This window comes from Bacillus sp. FSL E2-0195 (genome assembly GCF_038003645.1).
Classification (GTDB): Bacteria; Bacillota; Bacilli; order Bacillales; family Bacillaceae_G; genus Bacillus_A; species Bacillus_A mycoides.
This window is the reverse complement of the sequence record NZ_JBBOPN010000001.1, coordinates 3,161,904-3,180,237: the sequence shown is the minus strand read 5'-3', so window position 1 is coordinate 3,180,237 and position 18,334 is coordinate 3,161,904. Positions and strand designations below refer to the sequence as shown.

The 18,334-nt window shown below is 35.2% G+C and carries 13 protein-coding genes and 5 pseudogenes; 14 read left to right on the top strand and 4 right to left on the bottom strand.

The window, feature by feature from the left end:
- Window positions 1–5 precede the first annotated feature (5 nt).
- On the bottom strand, window positions 6–1,421 hold the full coding sequence (locus MHH59_RS16345) for a S8 family peptidase (RefSeq protein ID WP_002128184.1): 1,416 nt from the start codon (window positions 1,419–1,421) through the stop codon (window positions 6–8).
- Window positions 1,422–1,826: 405 nt separating this feature from the next.
- Here MHH59_RS16345 and MHH59_RS16340 point away from each other — a divergent pair, with 405 nt between their 5' ends.
- Window positions 1,827–1,952: a hypothetical protein gene (locus MHH59_RS16340; protein ID WP_255449116.1), complete on the top strand. Its 126-nt coding sequence runs from the start codon at window positions 1,827–1,829 to the stop codon at window positions 1,950–1,952.
- 128 nt (window positions 1,953–2,080) lie between these two features.
- Window positions 2,081–2,311, top strand: a complete 231-nt coding sequence (locus tag MHH59_RS16335) for an alpha/beta-type small acid-soluble spore protein (protein ID WP_002128181.1) — start codon at window positions 2,081–2,083, stop codon at window positions 2,309–2,311.
- A 332-nt stretch (window positions 2,312–2,643) separates the two neighbouring features.
- On the opposite strand, the pseudogene MHH59_RS16330 reads toward MHH59_RS16335, so the two are convergent.
- Window positions 2,644–3,225: pseudogene (locus tag MHH59_RS16330) on the bottom strand (recombinase family protein).
- Window positions 3,226–3,388: 163 nt separating this feature from the next.
- Between MHH59_RS16330 and MHH59_RS30875 the strand changes: the two are divergent.
- The 9 genes and pseudogenes from MHH59_RS30875 to MHH59_RS16290 form a co-directional block, all read left to right on the top strand.
- Window positions 3,389–3,484, top strand: a pseudogene (locus tag MHH59_RS30875) (DUF4158 domain-containing protein); the annotation flags it as partial.
- Window positions 3,485–3,795: 311 nt separating this feature from the next.
- Window positions 3,796–5,328: a thiol-activated cytolysin family protein gene (locus MHH59_RS16325; RefSeq protein WP_147740309.1), complete on the top strand. Its 1,533-nt coding sequence runs from the start codon at window positions 3,796–3,798 to the stop codon at window positions 5,326–5,328.
- A gap of 508 nt (window positions 5,329–5,836) precedes the next feature.
- Entirely contained in the window at window positions 5,837–7,066 is a 1,230-nt protein-coding gene (locus tag MHH59_RS16320; protein ID WP_078178980.1) for a serine hydrolase domain-containing protein, read from the top strand.
- A gap of 471 nt (window positions 7,067–7,537) precedes the next feature.
- Window positions 7,538–7,963: pseudogene (locus MHH59_RS16315) on the top strand (alpha/beta fold hydrolase); the annotation flags it as partial.
- 64 nt (window positions 7,964–8,027) lie between these two features.
- Window positions 8,028–8,189, top strand: a pseudogene (locus MHH59_RS16310) (DMT family transporter); the annotation flags it as partial.
- A 291-nt stretch (window positions 8,190–8,480) separates the two neighbouring features.
- Window positions 8,481–8,924: pseudogene (locus MHH59_RS16305) on the top strand (acyl-ACP desaturase); the annotation flags it as partial.
- Between the two features lie 216 nt (window positions 8,925–9,140).
- Window positions 9,141–9,602 (top strand): CarD family transcriptional regulator, encoded by a 462-nt coding sequence (locus tag MHH59_RS16300; RefSeq protein WP_002131165.1) that lies wholly within the window; start codon window positions 9,141–9,143, stop codon window positions 9,600–9,602.
- Window positions 9,603–10,153: 551 nt separating this feature from the next.
- Window positions 10,154–10,300 carry a BC1881 family protein gene (locus MHH59_RS16295; protein WP_000738549.1) on the top strand — a complete coding sequence of 49 codons (147 nt, stop codon included), beginning with the start codon at window positions 10,154–10,156 and terminating at the stop codon, window positions 10,298–10,300.
- A gap of 265 nt (window positions 10,301–10,565) precedes the next feature.
- A complete protein-coding gene (locus MHH59_RS16290; protein WP_078178947.1) occupies window positions 10,566–10,799 on the top strand; it encodes a hypothetical protein in 234 nt (77 codons plus the stop codon).
- Window positions 10,800–11,154: 355 nt separating this feature from the next.
- On the opposite strand, the gene MHH59_RS16285 is transcribed toward MHH59_RS16290, so the two are convergent.
- Entirely contained in the window at window positions 11,155–11,430 is a 276-nt protein-coding gene (locus MHH59_RS16285) for a hypothetical protein (RefSeq protein WP_002165394.1), read from the bottom strand.
- Between the two features lie 499 nt (window positions 11,431–11,929).
- Window positions 11,930–13,141, bottom strand: a complete 1,212-nt coding sequence (locus MHH59_RS16280; RefSeq protein WP_158080634.1) for an MFS transporter — start codon at window positions 13,139–13,141, stop codon at window positions 11,930–11,932.
- Window positions 13,142–13,479: 338 nt separating this feature from the next.
- Here MHH59_RS16280 and MHH59_RS16275 point away from each other — a divergent pair, with 338 nt between their 5' ends.
- The 3 genes from MHH59_RS16275 (at window position 13,480) to MHH59_RS16265 (ending at window position 18,089) form a co-directional block, all read left to right on the top strand.
- Window positions 13,480–14,910: an IS4 family transposase gene (locus tag MHH59_RS16275; RefSeq protein WP_078178945.1), complete on the top strand. Its 1,431-nt coding sequence runs from the start codon at window positions 13,480–13,482 to the stop codon at window positions 14,908–14,910.
- A gap of 564 nt (window positions 14,911–15,474) precedes the next feature.
- Window positions 15,475–16,521 carry a DUF2332 domain-containing protein gene (locus tag MHH59_RS16270; protein ID WP_016136153.1) on the top strand — a complete coding sequence of 349 codons (1,047 nt, stop codon included), beginning with the start codon at window positions 15,475–15,477 and terminating at the stop codon, window positions 16,519–16,521.
- Window positions 16,522–16,658: 137 nt separating this feature from the next.
- The gene (locus MHH59_RS16265) at window positions 16,659–18,089 is read left to right on the top strand and encodes an IS4 family transposase (protein WP_084065842.1); all 1,431 of its coding nucleotides are present in this window, start codon (window positions 16,659–16,661) and stop codon (window positions 18,087–18,089) included.
- Window positions 18,090–18,334 lie beyond the last annotated feature (245 nt).

The following is an 18,334-nucleotide window of genomic DNA, read 5'->3' as shown; positions in this document are numbered from 1 at the left end:
TTTCATTATTTAATAGCATTATATACGTCCAGCTGTCCGTTCCCCCAAGAGGCTTTATCAGGTGCTATATCTTTCTTTATTCCGTTTTTGTAAAGGTGTGAAATTGATCTTTTCGGTTGATTTTTAAAATTATAGTGATTGATAATTAGAGCTAGTGTAGCGGATACTTTCGGAACTGCCATTGATGTACCAGCGGCAAATAAGTATCTTCCAGTATTAAAAGTTGTCAGTACTTCCTCTTGTCGGAAAAGACCAGTATTCCACCATACCTCTTCGCCATATTGTTGCCATAAACGATAATCTCCTCCTGGAGCAGATATGTCAATGACCCCTTCTCCGTAATTAGAGAATACAGAACGTTGTCCGGTTGGACCGGTTGATGATACTGTTACTACACCTGGTAATTCCCCAGGTGCTTCTATTCCTACACCAGTAAATATTTTCCCCTCTTTTTCATATTTTTGTTTAAGAAAGTTATTTAGCTCCTGTTTATTAGCCACGTTTACAGAATCATTTCCTGCAGAAGCTACTACTACACTACCATGCTGATTGGCATATTCTATAGCACGTTTGTAACCTTCTACTTCTGCCCATCCATTGTCTACAAGTTTTCCATTTTCATAGACTTTTCCATTTACATAATAGGAACCAAGACTAAGGTTGATAACATCTACATCATCCTTAGCTGCTTCGATGATGGCATTAATGACCCAGGCTGCATCAGCTGATTTATTTCCAAATACACGATATGCTCTGATTCCCGTATCAGGAGCCACGCCTTTTAATTCCCCATTTGCAGCAATAGATCCTGAAACGAGAGTTCCATGGCCATTGATATCATTTATATTATTAATATCACCTGTCTCTTCAGGTTCAGTACCTCTCAATCCTCCCTTTGGAACGAAGTTTTTAGATCCAGGAATAAGATTTTTTACTAAGTCAGGATGATCCACATCGACTCCCGAATCAATAATTCCAACAACCACATTATGAGAGCCAGTTTCTTTTTTATAACTTTCTCCATTATGAGTAATTTCCTTCATGTCCCATTGCATATCCCATAAGGGAGGTAGGTTTGTATCTAATGTTTTTGTTGAAAGAGTTGATAAATTAGGCATTTTTATGGAATGAGGAACCTCTGGTTTTTCGACTTGCAAAGAAGGATTAACTGATTCAAATAAGGGAGATTGATTTTTAGAAATTTGTGTATCTCCTTTGAATTGAATGAGTCCTATCTCCGGGACAGTATAAGTAATTTCTCCATGCTCCTTTTTTATCTCAGTGATGCCTTGCTCAAATTTTGATGGGTCTTTTAATAAAACGGTGTAATATTGCTTAGGTTTTTCCTGAGCATGTCCTACATTAGAAAGTAAAAAACACGTTAACGCGGTTGAAATGACAGTGATTGCTTGTTTTTTCATAATTATCCCCTTACTTTTATAAATTGGAGGTAGAATTTGAAGATGAACCGCAGAACAAGGCCCTATTGCCCACTTTATAATTCCACTTAGATCCTATAAATAAGGTAACAAATCATTCGGAATTTCAAATCTGTATATACCGTACATATAAGTGGTATTTAGCGCAATATTACTTTCTTTGGAGTTACTTTAAAAACAGAAGCATAATTCTTTTGGTGGAGAAGCCATCAATTTTTTGTTCTAATGAGTGAATGAAATTTAAAAAGTATCCTAAAGTAAATAGGGGGTATCTGTATTTAGGTCTTTATTCAGTAGGGAACTTATTGTTTTTGTATTTGAAGGTTATAAATATGTATAGCAATAGCAATAAAAATGAAATGTGAATTTAAATATTTAGGAGAGTGTATGATTGGATATTTAAGAGTTTTCACCTTAAGGGATGGTCGTGAAAAAGCAATAATAGTAGAGCCATGGCGTTTATTTAAAGAAGAAATGAATGTTTTAGGAATCAAAGATTCGGATGCGTTCTAAATTCATCTAATCGAGTATAAAAAAGAAAAGCAATTTACTAGACAGAATATGAGACAGAAATGAATCGTGTTATGTATAAATATCATAATTACGCACATGTTATATACGAATAAAATGGAGGTGTAATTATGAATATTCAAAGACACGAAAACAATAATAATGAAATTCATATTTCCGCTGCTGCAAGTGCAATCGAGCAGATGAAATGTGAATTTGCTCGTGAACTAGGGATTACACTTGGTCCAGAAACATCTGCGCGTGCTAATGGTTCTGTTGGTGGAGAAATTACTAAGCAAATTGTTCAAATGGGTGAGGAACAATTAATGGGACAATATAGATTGCATCAACATACCATATAAGCAATTAAAAAATATCCTTTCTTTAAACGAAAGGTATTTTTCCTATATTTTTACATTGATTTCAAAAATATAGAATCTATACAAAAAAATGAAGGATCATATTAGTTTATAACGCATTATAGGTATCTAAATGTCTTGAATTCGTTTTGAGGTAAAATGAATGGTTTGAAAGGTTTTAAAACATGAATTGTCTTTCCCTGTAGTTAAAGTGTATGATTTCACTTATTTTGAACAAATTCCCCCTTTAATTATTTGCATGTTATTCTTTATATAGACAACCTAATGTTTGTATAATATATTTCTACTTATCTGTTAATTATTACATCTTTTCATTATATATGGGGTGAGGAGGGAAGGGGTACACATGCATATGAAGCTCTAGACACATTCGTAATTTCGCAAAGTTGATTTACAGTCATATTTCCTTCTTTATATAGCTTTACTGCATAATTCATTCCTGCGTGATTTTCATGATACTTCTTTAAACGACCTTTAAACTTTCCTTCTTTTTTTGCAAACTCAATCCCTTCACGTTGTCGCATACGAATAAGATCTCGCTCTAATTGGTTAACACCAGCCATTACAGTAATTAAGAACTGGCTGTATCGATTATCTTCTGATAAATCTAGCTATGTATCCTTTAGTGATTTTAAGCTCGCTTTTTTACCTCGTATAAACTCAATTAATTTAAACAAATCCTGTGTGTTACGAGTGATCCGAGTTAAGTTTGTAACATAAATAATGTCACCTTCCTGTAAATCCTCAAACATTTTTTGAAGTTGCTCGCGATCCTTTGTTGCTCCAGAAACTTTTTCTTCAAAAATAATATCCATTCCAATTTCGTTCAGTTGCTGAAATTGCCTTGAAGGGTTCTGGCTAGTCGAACTGACATGTATATAACCGATTTTCCGCAAAACATCACCCCCTTTTTTGAGATTAAGTCTTATGAGACGCTCTTAACTAAGATTTTATAAGTCTACTATAATTGTATCCATAGAGTACACTCTATTGGGATGGATTTAAAATATATACGATTCAAAGACCAGTTTAAATATGGAGTGCTTCTAATTTGAAAAAGTAAAAAAACAACGTGGAGTCGCTAATAGATTAGGATTTGCCATACAAATTGCTTACTTACGTTTTCCAGGAAGACCATTATCTGAGAATGGAAAATATGATTAATGCTACTCTTATTAACAATGCAAAGGGAACCTGCTACATTCTCATATGCAATATTATATATAAGAATGTATTGATAATAATGTAAGCGCTTACTATAATAAAAACATAAAGATAAATCACATCTTAGCAACAACAAAAGAGGAGGAAATAATATGGAAATCGCAATGGCAGTTTTGAAATTTTTAGGTGGAGTAATTCCATTAGTTCAAGAACTTTTAAAAGTATTTATGTAAGTTTATTATTCGGCAATTATTTATAAATAATTATCATACCTTAATACGAAAAACAGAAGGGGATATTTTTTGAAAATTAAGAAAAACAACAAAGGAATAAAATTTCTAACATGTTTATTAGTTAGTTTATGCACTATTAATTATTCATCTATTTCCTTCGCGGAAACACAAACAGGTAATGCAAATGATGCAACAAAAAATGCTAGTGGCATTGATACTGGCATAGCAAGTTTAAAGTATGATAGTAGAGATATTTTAGCAGTAAATGGTGATAGAGTAGAGAGTTTTGTTCCGAAAGAAAGTATCAATTCAAATGGTAAATTTGTAGTAGTGGAACGTGAGAAAAAATCACTTACAACTTCACCAGTCGATATTTCGATTATTGATTCTGTGGCTAATCGTACTTATCCAGGAGCCGTACAACTTGCAAATAAAGCTTTTGCAGATAATCAACCTAGTTTATTAGTGGCTAAGAGAAAACCTTTGAATATTAGTATAGACTTACCTGGCATGAGAAAAGAAAATACAATTACTGTCCAAAATCCGACATATGGTAATGTGGCTGGAGCAGTAGACGATTTAGTATCTACTTGGAATGAAAAGTATTCTAAAACACATACGTTACCTGCAAGAATGCAGTATACAGAATCTATGGTTTATAGTAAATCACAAATCGCAAGTGCCCTTAACGTTAACGCTAAATATCTTGATAACAGTCTAAACATTGATTTTAATGCGGTTGCAAATGGAGAGAAAAAAGTGATGGTAGCGGCATATAAGCAAATATTTTATACCGTAAGTGCTGAACTATCTAACAATCCATCCGATCTTTTTGATAATAGTGTTACTTTTGGTGAGTTAACTCGTAAAGGTGTAAGTAATTCGGCCCCACCTGTTATGGTCTCAAATGTAGCTTATGGTAGAACTGTTTATGTAAAATTAGAAACAACATCTAAGAGCAAAGATGTACAAGCTGCTTTTAAAGCCTTACTTAAGAATAACAGCGTCGAAACGAATGGACAGTACAAAGATATTTTTGAAGAAAGTACTTTTACTGCTGTAGTATTAGGCGGAGATGCGAAAGAGCATAACAAGGTTGTTACTAAAGATTTCAATGAAATCCGAAATATCATTAAAGATAATGTTGAATTAAGTCTTAAAAATCCAGTATACCCAATTTCATATACAAGCACTTTCTTAAAAGATAATTCAACTGCGGCTGTTCATAACAATACAGATTATATTGAGACTGCAACTACAGAATATTCAAGTGCTAAAATGACGCTTGATCATTACGGTGCATATGTTGCTCAATTTGATGTATCTTGGGATGAATTCTCATATGATCAAAATGGGAAAGAAGTACTAACACATAAAACTTGGGAAGGAAGCGGTAGAGACAAAACTGCTCATTTCTCTACAGTCATACCACTTCCACCGAATTCAAAAAATGTAAAAGTCGTAGCGAGAGAATGTACAGGTCTTGCATGGGAATGGTGGAGAACAATTATTAATGAACAAAATGTTCCGTTAACAAATGAAATAAAGGTTTCAATTGGAGGAACAACATTATACCCAACTGCTAATATTAATCATAATTAAAGGCAACGTATACGTTCGAAGCGCCCTGTTTACAGGGCGCTTTTTTACTTAGTTGAAAGTATATCGGCGTTTTTCAAATATATCATAATCAATTCGCAAATCTTATAATCATATTTTTTGATGGCTGCATGAATGTTTTCAATGATTTCATTCCTTATTATTAAATCCCTATAAATTTAAATTAGCCTATCTTTATTAATTCATTATGTATCAGCATTTGGATTTTTTATAAAGAAAAGGCACTATCCTCAAAGTACCTCTTCCTACTTAATCCACAATGGGATAGCAACACATCGCCATCCTTTCTGTATATTTCTACAAAAAGAATAACGTTCTCTATGAATTATAGATATAAATTTATCTTAGGTTGATAGTGATTTATGATGCCTCCATATACATAAATACATTTTGTCGAAATTATTAAAAAGGGGAATTTTTCTATTTGAAGAACTAATAATTGATTGTCAATATGTATTAGAAATCTCAATCTAAACTAAAGGAGAACAAAATGGGACAAAACAATAAAGGCTTTTCTGAAACAGGATTGCGCAAAATGCGCAATGTACTGGCGCAGCATGTCGATTCTGGAAAGATTCCTGGGCTCGTCGCCTTAGTCAGCCGAAACGGGGAGACACACGTCGAAGCGTTTGGAACAATGAGGCATGATGGTGGCGCACCAATGCGTCGGGACACGATCTTTCGATTGGCGTCCACTAGCAAGCCGATCGCAGTTTCACCAGTAATGGTTCTGCTCGACGAGTGCAAACTGCATTTAGACGACCCAGTAGACAAATGGCTGCCCGAACTCGCTGACCGGCAGGTGTTGAAACAGCCCGATGGTCCACTGGAAGAAACCGTCCCAGCACGGCGTCCTATCACTGTACGAGACCTGTTGACCTCCACATTCGGTCTCGGAGTGGATCTCACGTTGATGGGTTCTCCGATCATGAACGCGTTCTTCGAGAGTGGGATATTCGACACGCCAGGGCAGGATATGCCCGATCCAGATGAGTTTATGTGTCGCCTAGGTGCACTTCCGCTAAGCTACCAGCCCGGAGAGCGGTGGCAGTATCATATCAGTATTGAAGTGCTCGGCATTCTTGTTGCCAGGGTCACGGGTCAGACATTCGAGTCGTTCCTGCGCGAACGCATATTCGATCCACTGGGAATGAAGGACACTGGTTTCTACGTGCCTGAGCTCAAGATTGACCGGCTTCCACCTGCCTTCAACCCAGATCCGCAGACAGGTGAGTTCATCGTGTGGGATGAGGGTACAGGCGGACGTTACAGCAAACCTCCAGCATTTCAAGCAGGCGGTGGTGGGCTGCTCGCAACCATCGACGATTATCACGCGTATTTGCAGATGCTGTTGAACAAAGGGATGCACGGAACCAAACGGATTCTGTCTAGGCCCGCAGTCCAGCTGATGACCACCAACCGTCTTACTCCTGAACAACAAGTATACCGAGACGATTTGGCCAAAAACAACGTCCATTTGTCGTTTGGACAAGGGATACAAGGTGGCTGGGGCTTTGGGATGGGGGTGCGTACCTATCTTGGAGACTACGCGTCTATCGGTCAATTCGGCTGGGATGGCGGAACTGGCACTACAGCTTACGCTGATCCAGACAAACAGTTTATTGGAATTCTGTTCACCCAGGTTGGGATGTCAACTCCGGCCCCATCGCATCTTATCCAAGACTTCTGGACCACGGTCTACCAAGCAATCGAAGACTGAAACCGAACTTAGGTATTGTTTAAAGGAAAACTCCAAGACAAATTATACGCATGATGGCCACCATCAACACCATGGTTAAAAGCTATGACAGGACGGGAAGTGTTGGAAGTACTACGAGAACAGTTTGGCATTATTAATAAGAGCCCAATAAAAAATCCTCTTGGATGCAAGAGGATTTTTTATTGGGAATAGTAAGGATGAGGGGAGGTGCATTACATATGGGAAAAGGTAGAAGTAATAATGCTGGTAAAAAGCAACCGAATTTCGATGATTCATCTAATTTCGCTAAACAAAGCCAACCGACAGAAAAGAAGAAATAAGAAAAGGATCTCTCTTTATTAAGAGAGATCCTTTTTTAAATATATTGACGTTTCAGCAAACATATCGATTGCTTAACCAAATAGTCATAAATACAAGGCTTAAACTCCTGCGAATGGAAGCCAATTTAATATTATTGTCCTGCTTTTTCTAATGGGTGGAATGATTGCTCAAATTGTAGCCTTGAGGAACCCTCAGCGAGTTCTAAGTATAACTTTGATTGCATCAAGTATTTTTGGCTCTGAAGACAACAAACGGAATTTGCCTCCGATCGATGAGAAGATACTCACTTACCATGCTAATGGGGCCAAACTAAATTGGTCGGATGAAGAATCTGTTGCAAATTACTTGGTTACAGGATCAGTGTTACTCTGTGGTTCAAAGCATAAGTTCGATGAGAAGAGGGCTTATAAGCAGGTAGAAAAAGAAATAAAACGAGCAACTAACCTACTCAGTATGTTTAATCACTCACTTCTTAAAGGCGATGATTCTTATGAGGGGAAGTTAAAAGAAATTAATATACCTACTTTGGTTATCCACGGTACAGAAGATACGCCGGTGAATCTAAAATACGAATACGCTTGAAAACAGAAGTGTATGGAGAAGAAATTGGCATAGATGTGGCCAATTTTTTGCTTAGTAGTTCGGCGTAATTGGAGGAATAGCTTCTGTGATAATTGGCGAATCAGATTTATCTGTATATTTATTTGCTGGCTGTCTTTCAAGTTGTATTGGAGCTGCTATTGCTTTAGGATTTGGAACAAAATATCAAAATATAGAATTACGGATAAAAAAGACTAGTTAAAAATCAGAATTTAGTGTTGATAATGGTTGGAAGCGGAACATGGTTATTTATTAGGGGGCACTATACATGCCCATCATGCTAAGGTCTTGAAGTACCCCCTAAACGGAATTTTTACTTTTTTACAGTTATTTATGTGAATTCAACTCGTTTTTTTCGTTTTGGGGGTGATTGATTTCTTAGGTTGATAGCGGTGTGGCGGTACCTCATTTAGAAGACTAGTATATACTGCTAGTCTTTTTTTTGAAGTAAAAAGGCCACCTATTCCCTAGGAGGCCCTTTTATTTTATATAACTACAAGAACTTGCAACGATGGTGTTTTACAATAATGTCGCTAAGATTGCAAGTAAGCATGATCCAGATCTTGCTACATTATTACGCCGCCTTGCCAAAGATGAGACCCTTCATTATGCTTTTTATCGAGACGTCATTTGAACACATTTGGAATTGGAACTTAACTATTGCTATCATATTGCCAATATAATTAGAAATTTTAAAATGCCAGGTGCTGTCATGCCTGATTTTGAAAATAGAATGGCTGTGATTGCAAAAGAAGCGAATTATGGACCATTACATCCAGTACTTGATGTAGTGGTTGATTATTGGGGTTTAAAAGACTTACGACCAATTGCACCTCTAGCTGAAAAAGCAAGAATTGAGATTATGGAGTACCACACAAGATTGAAAAAAATACCGGAGCGATTTGGTCGTTTTCAAGGGAAAACTGATCTATGTTAATGAGTAGAGATTTCAGAATATAAGTGGGGAAATTCCCCTTCCCTTTATGGGGAATCTGACACACTCCCTATTGTTTTGGGGGTGTTTTTTACTTAATTTAATTTTTGTCAAAAAAGTAGTTGACTACAAAAATATTTTATGATATTATAAAATATTTGATAAAAAACAACATATATGTTAAGGTTAAGAAGGTTACCATATATGGAGGTGGATTATATGTTTCAAATTGGCGATAACATTGTTTATCCAATGCACGGAGCAGGTATAATTGAAGCCATAGAAGAAAAAGAATTCTCAGGAAAAAAGCAACAGTATTATGTTATAAAAATGTCAATCAGTAATATGCAAGTCATGATTCCTATGGGGAAAATATTAAGTTCGAGTATACGCCCAGTTACTGATATACTTGCATTAAAACACATTATACACATTTTTCAGCATGGAGAATCAGATAGATTATTACCGTGGAAACAAAGGTATAAAGTGAACACCGACAAAATAAAAACGGGTGAAATACAAGAAGGTGCCGAAGTTGTACGTGATTTAATACGTATGAAGAAAGAAAAAGCACTGAATACAAGCGAAAAAAAAATGTTGGATAACGCACATGAATTTTTGATTAGTGAACTAGGATTAATTAAAGGGATCACTGAAAATCAAATAAAAAGTTTCTGTTAAGATTCATTATAGATAATGTATTACATACCCCGAAAATATCCTGAATTTTTCGGGAATATGATTATTATTAAAAGTAAATCATTTCAAAGACATTCAACTTCTTCAACTCACTTTTTGAGTAGAAACCTCTTTTGTTATTACTTCAATCTAATCCATTTTTATTTTTAAATTTCTTTTACGAGCGTTCGAAGTTTCACCAAATAACGCGATCAAATAGTCACTTGATTTTTGAAATCCTGATTCACACTGGCACGGACAAGGATCCGTAAGGATGAAAGAGAGGTAGGGCTTTCATTGTTTTAGGTAATATATTATCTAAGTCATTATTTCTAGAAGAAAAAACAATCGATCTCACCGCTATCTCTTTAAGAGTTCCTTACATCTACTGAGACAGTGAATAGGTAATTGTTTATCTCTTCTTTACGTAAAATTGATAAACGAACTGGTAACACCATATGGTCAACTACAAAAAATGGTTTCCAGACCAGGAAACCATTTTTAATTTCATTTACATAACAATAATAAATTAAGCAGTAAGAAGGAGTGCACACATGAAAAAAATGTTAACAAAAGAATTAAGTAATGAATTAAAGAAGCGGGAAGGGGTCATTTCTATTACAGTTGAGCCTTATGAAAAAATCGAAGTTGGTGGAATTCGTGTAGATGGACCAGCTGTTATTCTAATTAATCAAGAATAGTTGAATGCATGAAGAAAAGGATCAGCCTTTAAAAGAAGGGAGGATCCTTTTTGTTTGCTACTTTTATCTGATGTGTTGGAGTTAAAACGGAAGGAGAGGGTCGGGATTATCATGGTGGAAAGCTTAATATTGGTAGGATTTCTTTTTACGTTATATAAATTAGTTGATAAAAAAACAAGCTAATTATTTAAAAAGATATATTGTTTCCCTTTTAAGGGCGAGATTTATTTGATAGTGAAATGGATAATGTAAAGGAGGAATTTAGATGTATGCAAGGAAAGAACGCATAAAATACGAGAAGATGTCAAAGAACTATGAACATATTTATTTAGTTTCGTTGCTCCTACTAATTGTACTTGTTTGTAGTAGTGTGGTTATCATAGGAGCTACAGGGGGAACATATGGAGTGTTTTTGTTGTTAGCAATTTTACTTAACGCACGTATTACGAAAGAATCTCAAAAAAAGTATGAGCACTATTCTAATAAAGGGCGTATTTAAAATGATACATAGCCTGAAAGGAACAACCTAGATGTACATGCAAAGTATCCCTATATCATTACCTATTAACTAGTAAAAAAGAATCGTATATAAATAATTTTTTAGTAATTTAGGAATAGAAAACGTAACTTATTAAAATGTTATTTTCGTTCATATAATGAATTATCCTTCTAGCATATTTATAGGATTTATATCATATAGTGAGAGAAAGAATGTAAGTTAGAAAGGAGTCTTATAGAATGAGTTGTTTGGAGGGAAATGACTTTAGTGAACAAAATATGGTAAGTGTACCTAATCCCTTAATTTGATTTATAATAGATTGGCGTCATAGACGACCAAATAAAAACACAGGGTTTTATCTCTGTGTTTCTTCAAATTTTCGTTTTTGAATATATGCTTGCGCATGAATAATTTCTTCCTGAAGCTCTTTTAATTCTTTCATAGATTCTGATTCAATAACCATGTAAGTAGTAACTAAACTGATCATCATATCCATCTTCTCTACTATATTTTGAATGACCTGTTCAGATTGCTCTTTTTTAGGGTGTTGTATTGCCTTTAATACATTTTCCATATAATTGTTTTTTCTTTGCTGGATATCATAAATAAACTGTTTTGTGTTTGAGTTCATTTGTTGTTCCTCCGTTTTGGATATACTTCTATTCTATCATATTTGAATAGAAAATATTGGATTCCCCTAAATTCACACCTGTCTCGTACATCTCCTCAAACAAACTTAGCTTGATGGCCATGGGGTACCGCCACATATCCATCAAGTTAAAAAACTAATTATCCCCCAAAACGAAAAAACGAGCTGAATTCACATAAATAATTGTAGAGAGATAAAATTCCGTTTTGGGGGTACTTTAAGATTTTAAGTTGATGGCCATGGGGTAGCACCACATCGCTATCAAGCTAAGAAAATACAACTACCCCCAGAATGAGATTTTTGTACAAAAAACTTACCCTCATGATTATAGATAGTAGCAAATTTAAGTTGATGACTAATGCATCACATCAATGAAATTAAGATGGTTATCCTTATAAAAATGAAAGAAGCCCCAAATTATTGGAGCTTCTTTCGTTTTTCTGTTATGCGTCAGGTGTTAGAAGTATATAAAAGTAAAGGTTTAAAACGTTTGTTTTTCTGATAGCTTCTCTTTTTGAGCATTGTATAAAAATGGACTCTGTGTAAAATACCCTCCTGCTAACAGCAGGGTAACAGAACCAACTAAATATAAATGAGATGGTTGAATATAATCCGATAAAACTCCACCTAGTAGATAGCCTACAGGTGCCATTGAACCTTGAATAGCATAAACGGCTGTTAAGGCTCTTCCCAAGTATTCACTCTCAATTCTACTTTGCAACAAGGTCTGAAATTGCACGCCCATTATTCCAATCATAAACCATGACAAAGAAAATAAAATAAGTGTTGTAATAAGAGAAACGGATAATAGCCAATATGAAGCAAACCAAGTACTCCCACCGATAAAAGCGACAGTAACAAAAATATGTTTCAAACTATAATTGACCAGTTTCCCTGACACCAAACTTCCAGATAATGTTCCAACAGATATGGCTGTCATCCAAAGGCCATATTCCTGCCCTGTGTTTGCTAACACAGGAATTAAGCCCATTGGAATACACATCAACATGTTGATTCCTGTAAACGCTAAAATAAAAATGCGTAATTCTCCAAGTTCCCAAAAATAACGGATCCCTTGTAGAAATTCTTCCTTATAGGTAATTTCCTTATTTTCTAACGCTTCTTTTTCTACCACTCTTGGCAGCTTTAATATAAACCATATACAAAAAAACAATATAACATATGTTAGAGAGTTTAAAAAATATACCATTCCTATTCCAATTGAGGCAATAATAATACCAGACACCGCATTACAAATAATATCGAGGCTACTATATGTGAATGCAAAAATAGAATTCACTTTCCCTAGCTGTTGCTTGTTCACTAAGAAAGGGACTAATGCACTTTCCGTCGGGTAACTGAGATGTGCTGCCATAGTTGCCACAAATATGAATGCGAGCAACAGAGCTGGTTGCAACTGATTTAAGTTATACAAAAACACCAATATAGAAAAAATAGTAGCTTGTATCCCCATAGAAATTATAAGTAATTTCTTTTTGGAATATCTATCAATAATGGGGCCATATAAGATTTGCAAAGCGACAGGTAACATCGTAATAAAGCTAGCGATCCCAATCCAGGTGTTGGAACCCATAATTTCCTTAATAAACCATATGGTTGCCATGTAATATAGGCTGTCTGAAAAATTTGCAACAATCCGTACGAAAAGTAACGTCAATATATTCTTGTTCATCATTTCTCGCTCCTTTAAATTGGTTTATTTCTAAATCATCCAATTTTAAAGGTGGTGGGCGTATGACAGGTTATATATCCGTAATATAGTGGTACATATTATCATCCTTTTATTTATTATCTTTGAACATAAATGTTCCTAATTAATTAAAACTTCGATTCACGTAATTATACCATAAATTAACTAACTTTTCCGATAATTGAAAGTGGGTAATCTCTTAAGGATTTAGTTGTTAGGTGTCGCCACATATCACTATCAAATTAAGACGATTTTGTATCTATATCATGAAAAAAACGCTATTCTTTCTGTAGAATCATAGGAAAGGATGGCGTTTTTGTATGTCTATTTCTGTATCTGATGAATTACAACTATTTGCTCAAGAGATTCAAAGTTTTTTATCTCCAAATACCTTACGGGATCTTGCTAGAGATGTTGGTTTTGTACAACGAGCCAGTAAGTACCAAGCAAAAGATTTAGTCGCTTTATGTGTATGGGTGAGCCAAAATGTAGCTATGACTTCTTTAACTCAGTTATCTAGCTGTTTAGAAACATCAACAGAAGTACTCATCAGTCCTGAGGGACTGAATCAACGGTTTAATAAGGCGGCCGTCCAACTTTTACAACACCTATTAGCTGAACTACTAAACCAAAAATTGACTTTATCTATGCCGATTTCTTCTCCATATACTTCTATTTTCAAACGTGTTCGTATTTTAGATTCAACTGCATTTCAACTTCCAGATCCCTTTTCGTTCGTTTATCCAGGTGCAGGTGGATGCAGCCATACAGCGGGAGTAAAGATTCAACTTGAGTATGATTTATTAAGTGGACAGTTCCTTCATATTCATACAGGTCCAGGTAAACAACATGATCGAACCTACGGTTCCCTGTGTGTCCCAACTGTAACAGCAAATGATTTATGTATCCGAGATTTAGGTTATTTTCATTTGAAAGATCTTCAACATATACAAGAGAAAAAGGCTTATTATATCTCACGTATCAAATCGAATACACGTATTTATCAAAAAAATCCTAATCCTGATTATTTTCAAGATGGCAGAATCAAGAAAGGTACAGAATATATCCAGATAGATATGGAGGTTTTAATGAACTCCCTTCAACCAGGACAAACATGTGAAATTTCCAATGCTTATGTAGGAATGGCTGATAAAGTCCCAACTCGTGTGATTGTTCATCGACTAACAAAAGAACAACAACAAAAACGATTACAAGATCAAACTGTAAGAGAAAAAAAGAAAGGAATGAAGTATTCTCCTCGTAGTAAAAGACTCAGTGGTATCAATGTATATATGACAAACACCCCTACAGATATTGTCCCGATGGGACAAGTACATGATTGGTATTCTTTACGTTGGCAAATCGAAATTTTATTTAAAACGTGGAAGTCATTCTTTCATATCCATCATTGTAAAAGGATAAAACGAGAAAGATTGGAATGCCATTTGTATGGGCAACTGATTGCCATTCTAATTTGTTCTTCTACCATGTTTCAAATGCGGCAATTACTTCTTATGAAAAAGAAACGAGAACTGAGTGAATATAAGGCCATATATATGATTAAAGATTACTTTCTTTTTCTTTTCCAAGCGATACAGAAAGACACCCAAGAGTTATCAAAGGTGTTACTTCGCCTGTTCAATCTCCTACAGCAAAACGGGCGAAAATCTCATCGATATGAGAAGAAAACAGTCTTTGATATATTAGGTGTTGTTTACAATTGTGCCATGTCTGATAATCAAGCGGCTTAATTCAAAAAAATGAAACCCGTTAGGGTTTATTTCGTATGCAAATCTTTAAATTCCCTACACGTAGCCTTTAGAAAAAAGAAACAACCTCTACTATAATTGACGTTGTATGATCTTAGGTTGATAGCCATGGGGTAGCACCACATGCCCATCAAGTTAACAAAAGCGAATACCCCCAGGACGAAATTTTCGTACATTTTTGACAAAAAACTGCTTATTTTTTTGTTTTGGGAAGTATCCGTTTCTTAAGTTGATGGAGTTAATGGTGATGTGGCGATAAATACTATAGGTTTTATGTGTGTACCTATGTGAATCGCTCCCCTTACATTCATAAAATGTAGTTAGACATAGTATTGAGAGTATTCCTTGTGATAAAACGACATTGAAACAGGTCTTTCTTTACTACTTCAAACAAAAAAGTTTTGAAAGAACCTACTGAAGTAGAGATAGTTTTATAAAATTCATTTGTAGTGTTATATAGAATCAAAAAGGATATTTATACCATATTTGAATTGTTTTATGTTAAAATTATTCTGAATATTAATATTATTGTCAGGAGGATTATAAATGCTTACACCAGAACAAATCTCCAACTTATTTAGAAACTTTTCAGAAAAAGAATGTAAAGGGTCGAGCGATTTATATGAAAATTTATCATTAAGAATTGCAGAAGATGAGGAAATTCTTGCATTAGTGTCACATGCACAAATTGGTCAGCCTATTCCAAATTTATTATTTGGTGCCGTTCACTATTTATTATTGAAAGGCAACAGTCATGTATTAAAACAATACTACGGTAGCCTCGTTTCAACTCCAGAAAAAGATTTAGACCAGGCATTTCACCATTTTAAAGATTTTTGCCAGCTTCATAGAGAAGAAATTATTGCTATTTTAAAAACGAAGTTAGTACAGACAAACGAAGTAAGAAGATGTACATATTTATATCCGAGTTTTTGCTATATGTTTAATAAAGTTAATAAACCTTTAGCATTAATTGAAATCGGAACAAGCGCTGGTTTACAATTATTTTGGGATCAATATTGTTATTCGTATGGGACAGAGAAAGTGTATGGTAACATAAATTCTAAGGCTCAATTAAAATCGGAAATAAAAGGTGAAAATCAACCATTTCTTTTACAACAAAGCCCTCCTGTCACAGAAAGAATTGGACTAGATTTACATATAAATGATTTGAATGATGAGGAAGATTATTTATGGTTACGCTCGCTCATTTGGCCGGAGCATAAAGAAAGGCTTGAAATGTTCGATCATGCAGCAACTTATTTAAAAGAACAATCAGTGAAACTTATAGAAGGCGATGGGGTATCTCTTCTTTCTGAAATTGAAGAACAAATTCCAGAGGATTCAGTGATTTGTGTTTTCCATACACATGTAGCGAATCAAATACCAGAGAGTGAAAAGCATAAACTAGTAAAGCAGATTAAAGAAATTGGTGCGAAACGAGATGTTTTCCACCTTTACAATAACATGTGGGATAGAGATCTTCATCTTGATTATTTTATTAATGGTAAAGAATACAATGAAACGGTCGGAGAAACGGACGGTCATGCACGCTGGTTTAGCTGGGGATTAGAGAATAAATCTTTGTGCTAAATTTAGATGTACAGTAATATTTTTAAAGTAGTTGGGGTCACTATATATCACTATCAATCTAAGATAAATTTATATCCATAATTCACAGAAAACGTTATTCTTTTTGTAGAAATATACAGAAAGGATGGCGTTTTTTTATGAATCTATCGATTCAAAATGGGTTTCATTTGTTCGCCGAAGAACTACAGCGATATCTATCTCCATATGTTCTTCAACAACTCGCACAGGAAACAGGGTTTGTAAAACGTAAAAGTAAGTATGGCGCACGCGATTTGGCTGCTTTATGTATTTGGATTAGTCAACATGTAGCAAGTGATTCTCTCACTCAATTATGTAGTCAGCTTTATGCAAATACAGCTACACTCATAAGTCCAGAAGGACTGAATCAACGCTTTAATCCAGCAGCTGTCGCATTTCTTCGAGAAGTTTTTACTTCTCTTCTCACACAAAAACTCTGTTCAAATCACTCACTTTCTGCACATATAATCTCTACTTTCAATCGTATCCGTATTCTAGATGCAACAGTGTTTCAACTGCCTGATCAATTCGCCACTGACTATCAAGGTTCAGGTGGGAGTAGTAATAAGGCAGGCGTGAAAATCCAATTGGAATACGATTTACTTAATGGTCAATTCCTTAACGTGCAGCTTGGACCAGGAAAAAATAATGATAAAACATATGGTACCATCTGTCTTAGAACCGTAAAAGCAGGCGATTTGTGTTTACGTGATCTTGGTTACTTCGATTTAGGAGACTTACAAGCCATTCATGATAAAGAGGCTTACTATATCTCGCGGTTGAAGTTGAATACACGCATTTATATCAAGAACCCTGAACCAGAATACTTCAACAATGGTACGTTAAAAAAGCAAACAGAATACATCCAGCTTGATATGACACAAATGCTGTCTGGTCTAATCCCTGGTGAAACGATGGAAATCCCCGAGGCATACATTGGCCAAAATCAGAAACTTCCAGCACGTGTCATTATCCATCGTTTAACCGATGATCAAACACAAACACGTCTGAAAAACCAAGCGATACGTGAAAAGAAGAAAGGCATTGTCATGAAGGATAAAAGTAAACGTTTAATGGGCATGAATGTATATATTACGAATACGTCACTAGAAGAAGTACCGACGAACTACGTGCATTCACTATATTCACTTCGTTGGCAGATTGAAATTTTGTTTAAAACGTGGAAATCATTCTTTGAAATTGATGAATGTCAAAATATAAAAAGAGAACGCCTAGAGTGCCATTTATATGGACAACTCATTGGCATTCTCCTCTGTTCTTCTACGATGTTTCAAATGCGTCAGTTTCTGTTTGAAAAGAAAAAGCAGGAGCTGAGTGAATATAAAGCGATTTATATGATTAAAGATTACTTTCCATTACTGTTTCAAGCGATATCCGTTGGCACAGAAGAACTTTTAAAAATTCTGCATCGCCTTTATCAACTGCTCAAAAAGAACGGCCGTAAATGTCATCGGTATAAGAAGATGACCGTCTTTGATATTCTAGGGATTGTGTATAAAACGACAGTGAAGGATAGACAAGCTGCCTAGCGAAAAAATCGCGTTTTAATAGGCTTCTTTAGCATGCCTACTTTTTTATCACTTGCTAGTTTTAAAACAAGAATCATTTCGTATCTAGTAATTTATTTGATTAGCTTGATGGGCATGGGGTAGCACCAACAAAACACAAATTTCGTACGCTACGACAGCGTAACGATTTTATGCTACCAGTAAAAAACTGATTAGTGAGAGCTCATAATCTGCGGGGGAGGGACACCCCCGCGAATTTAAGTTTC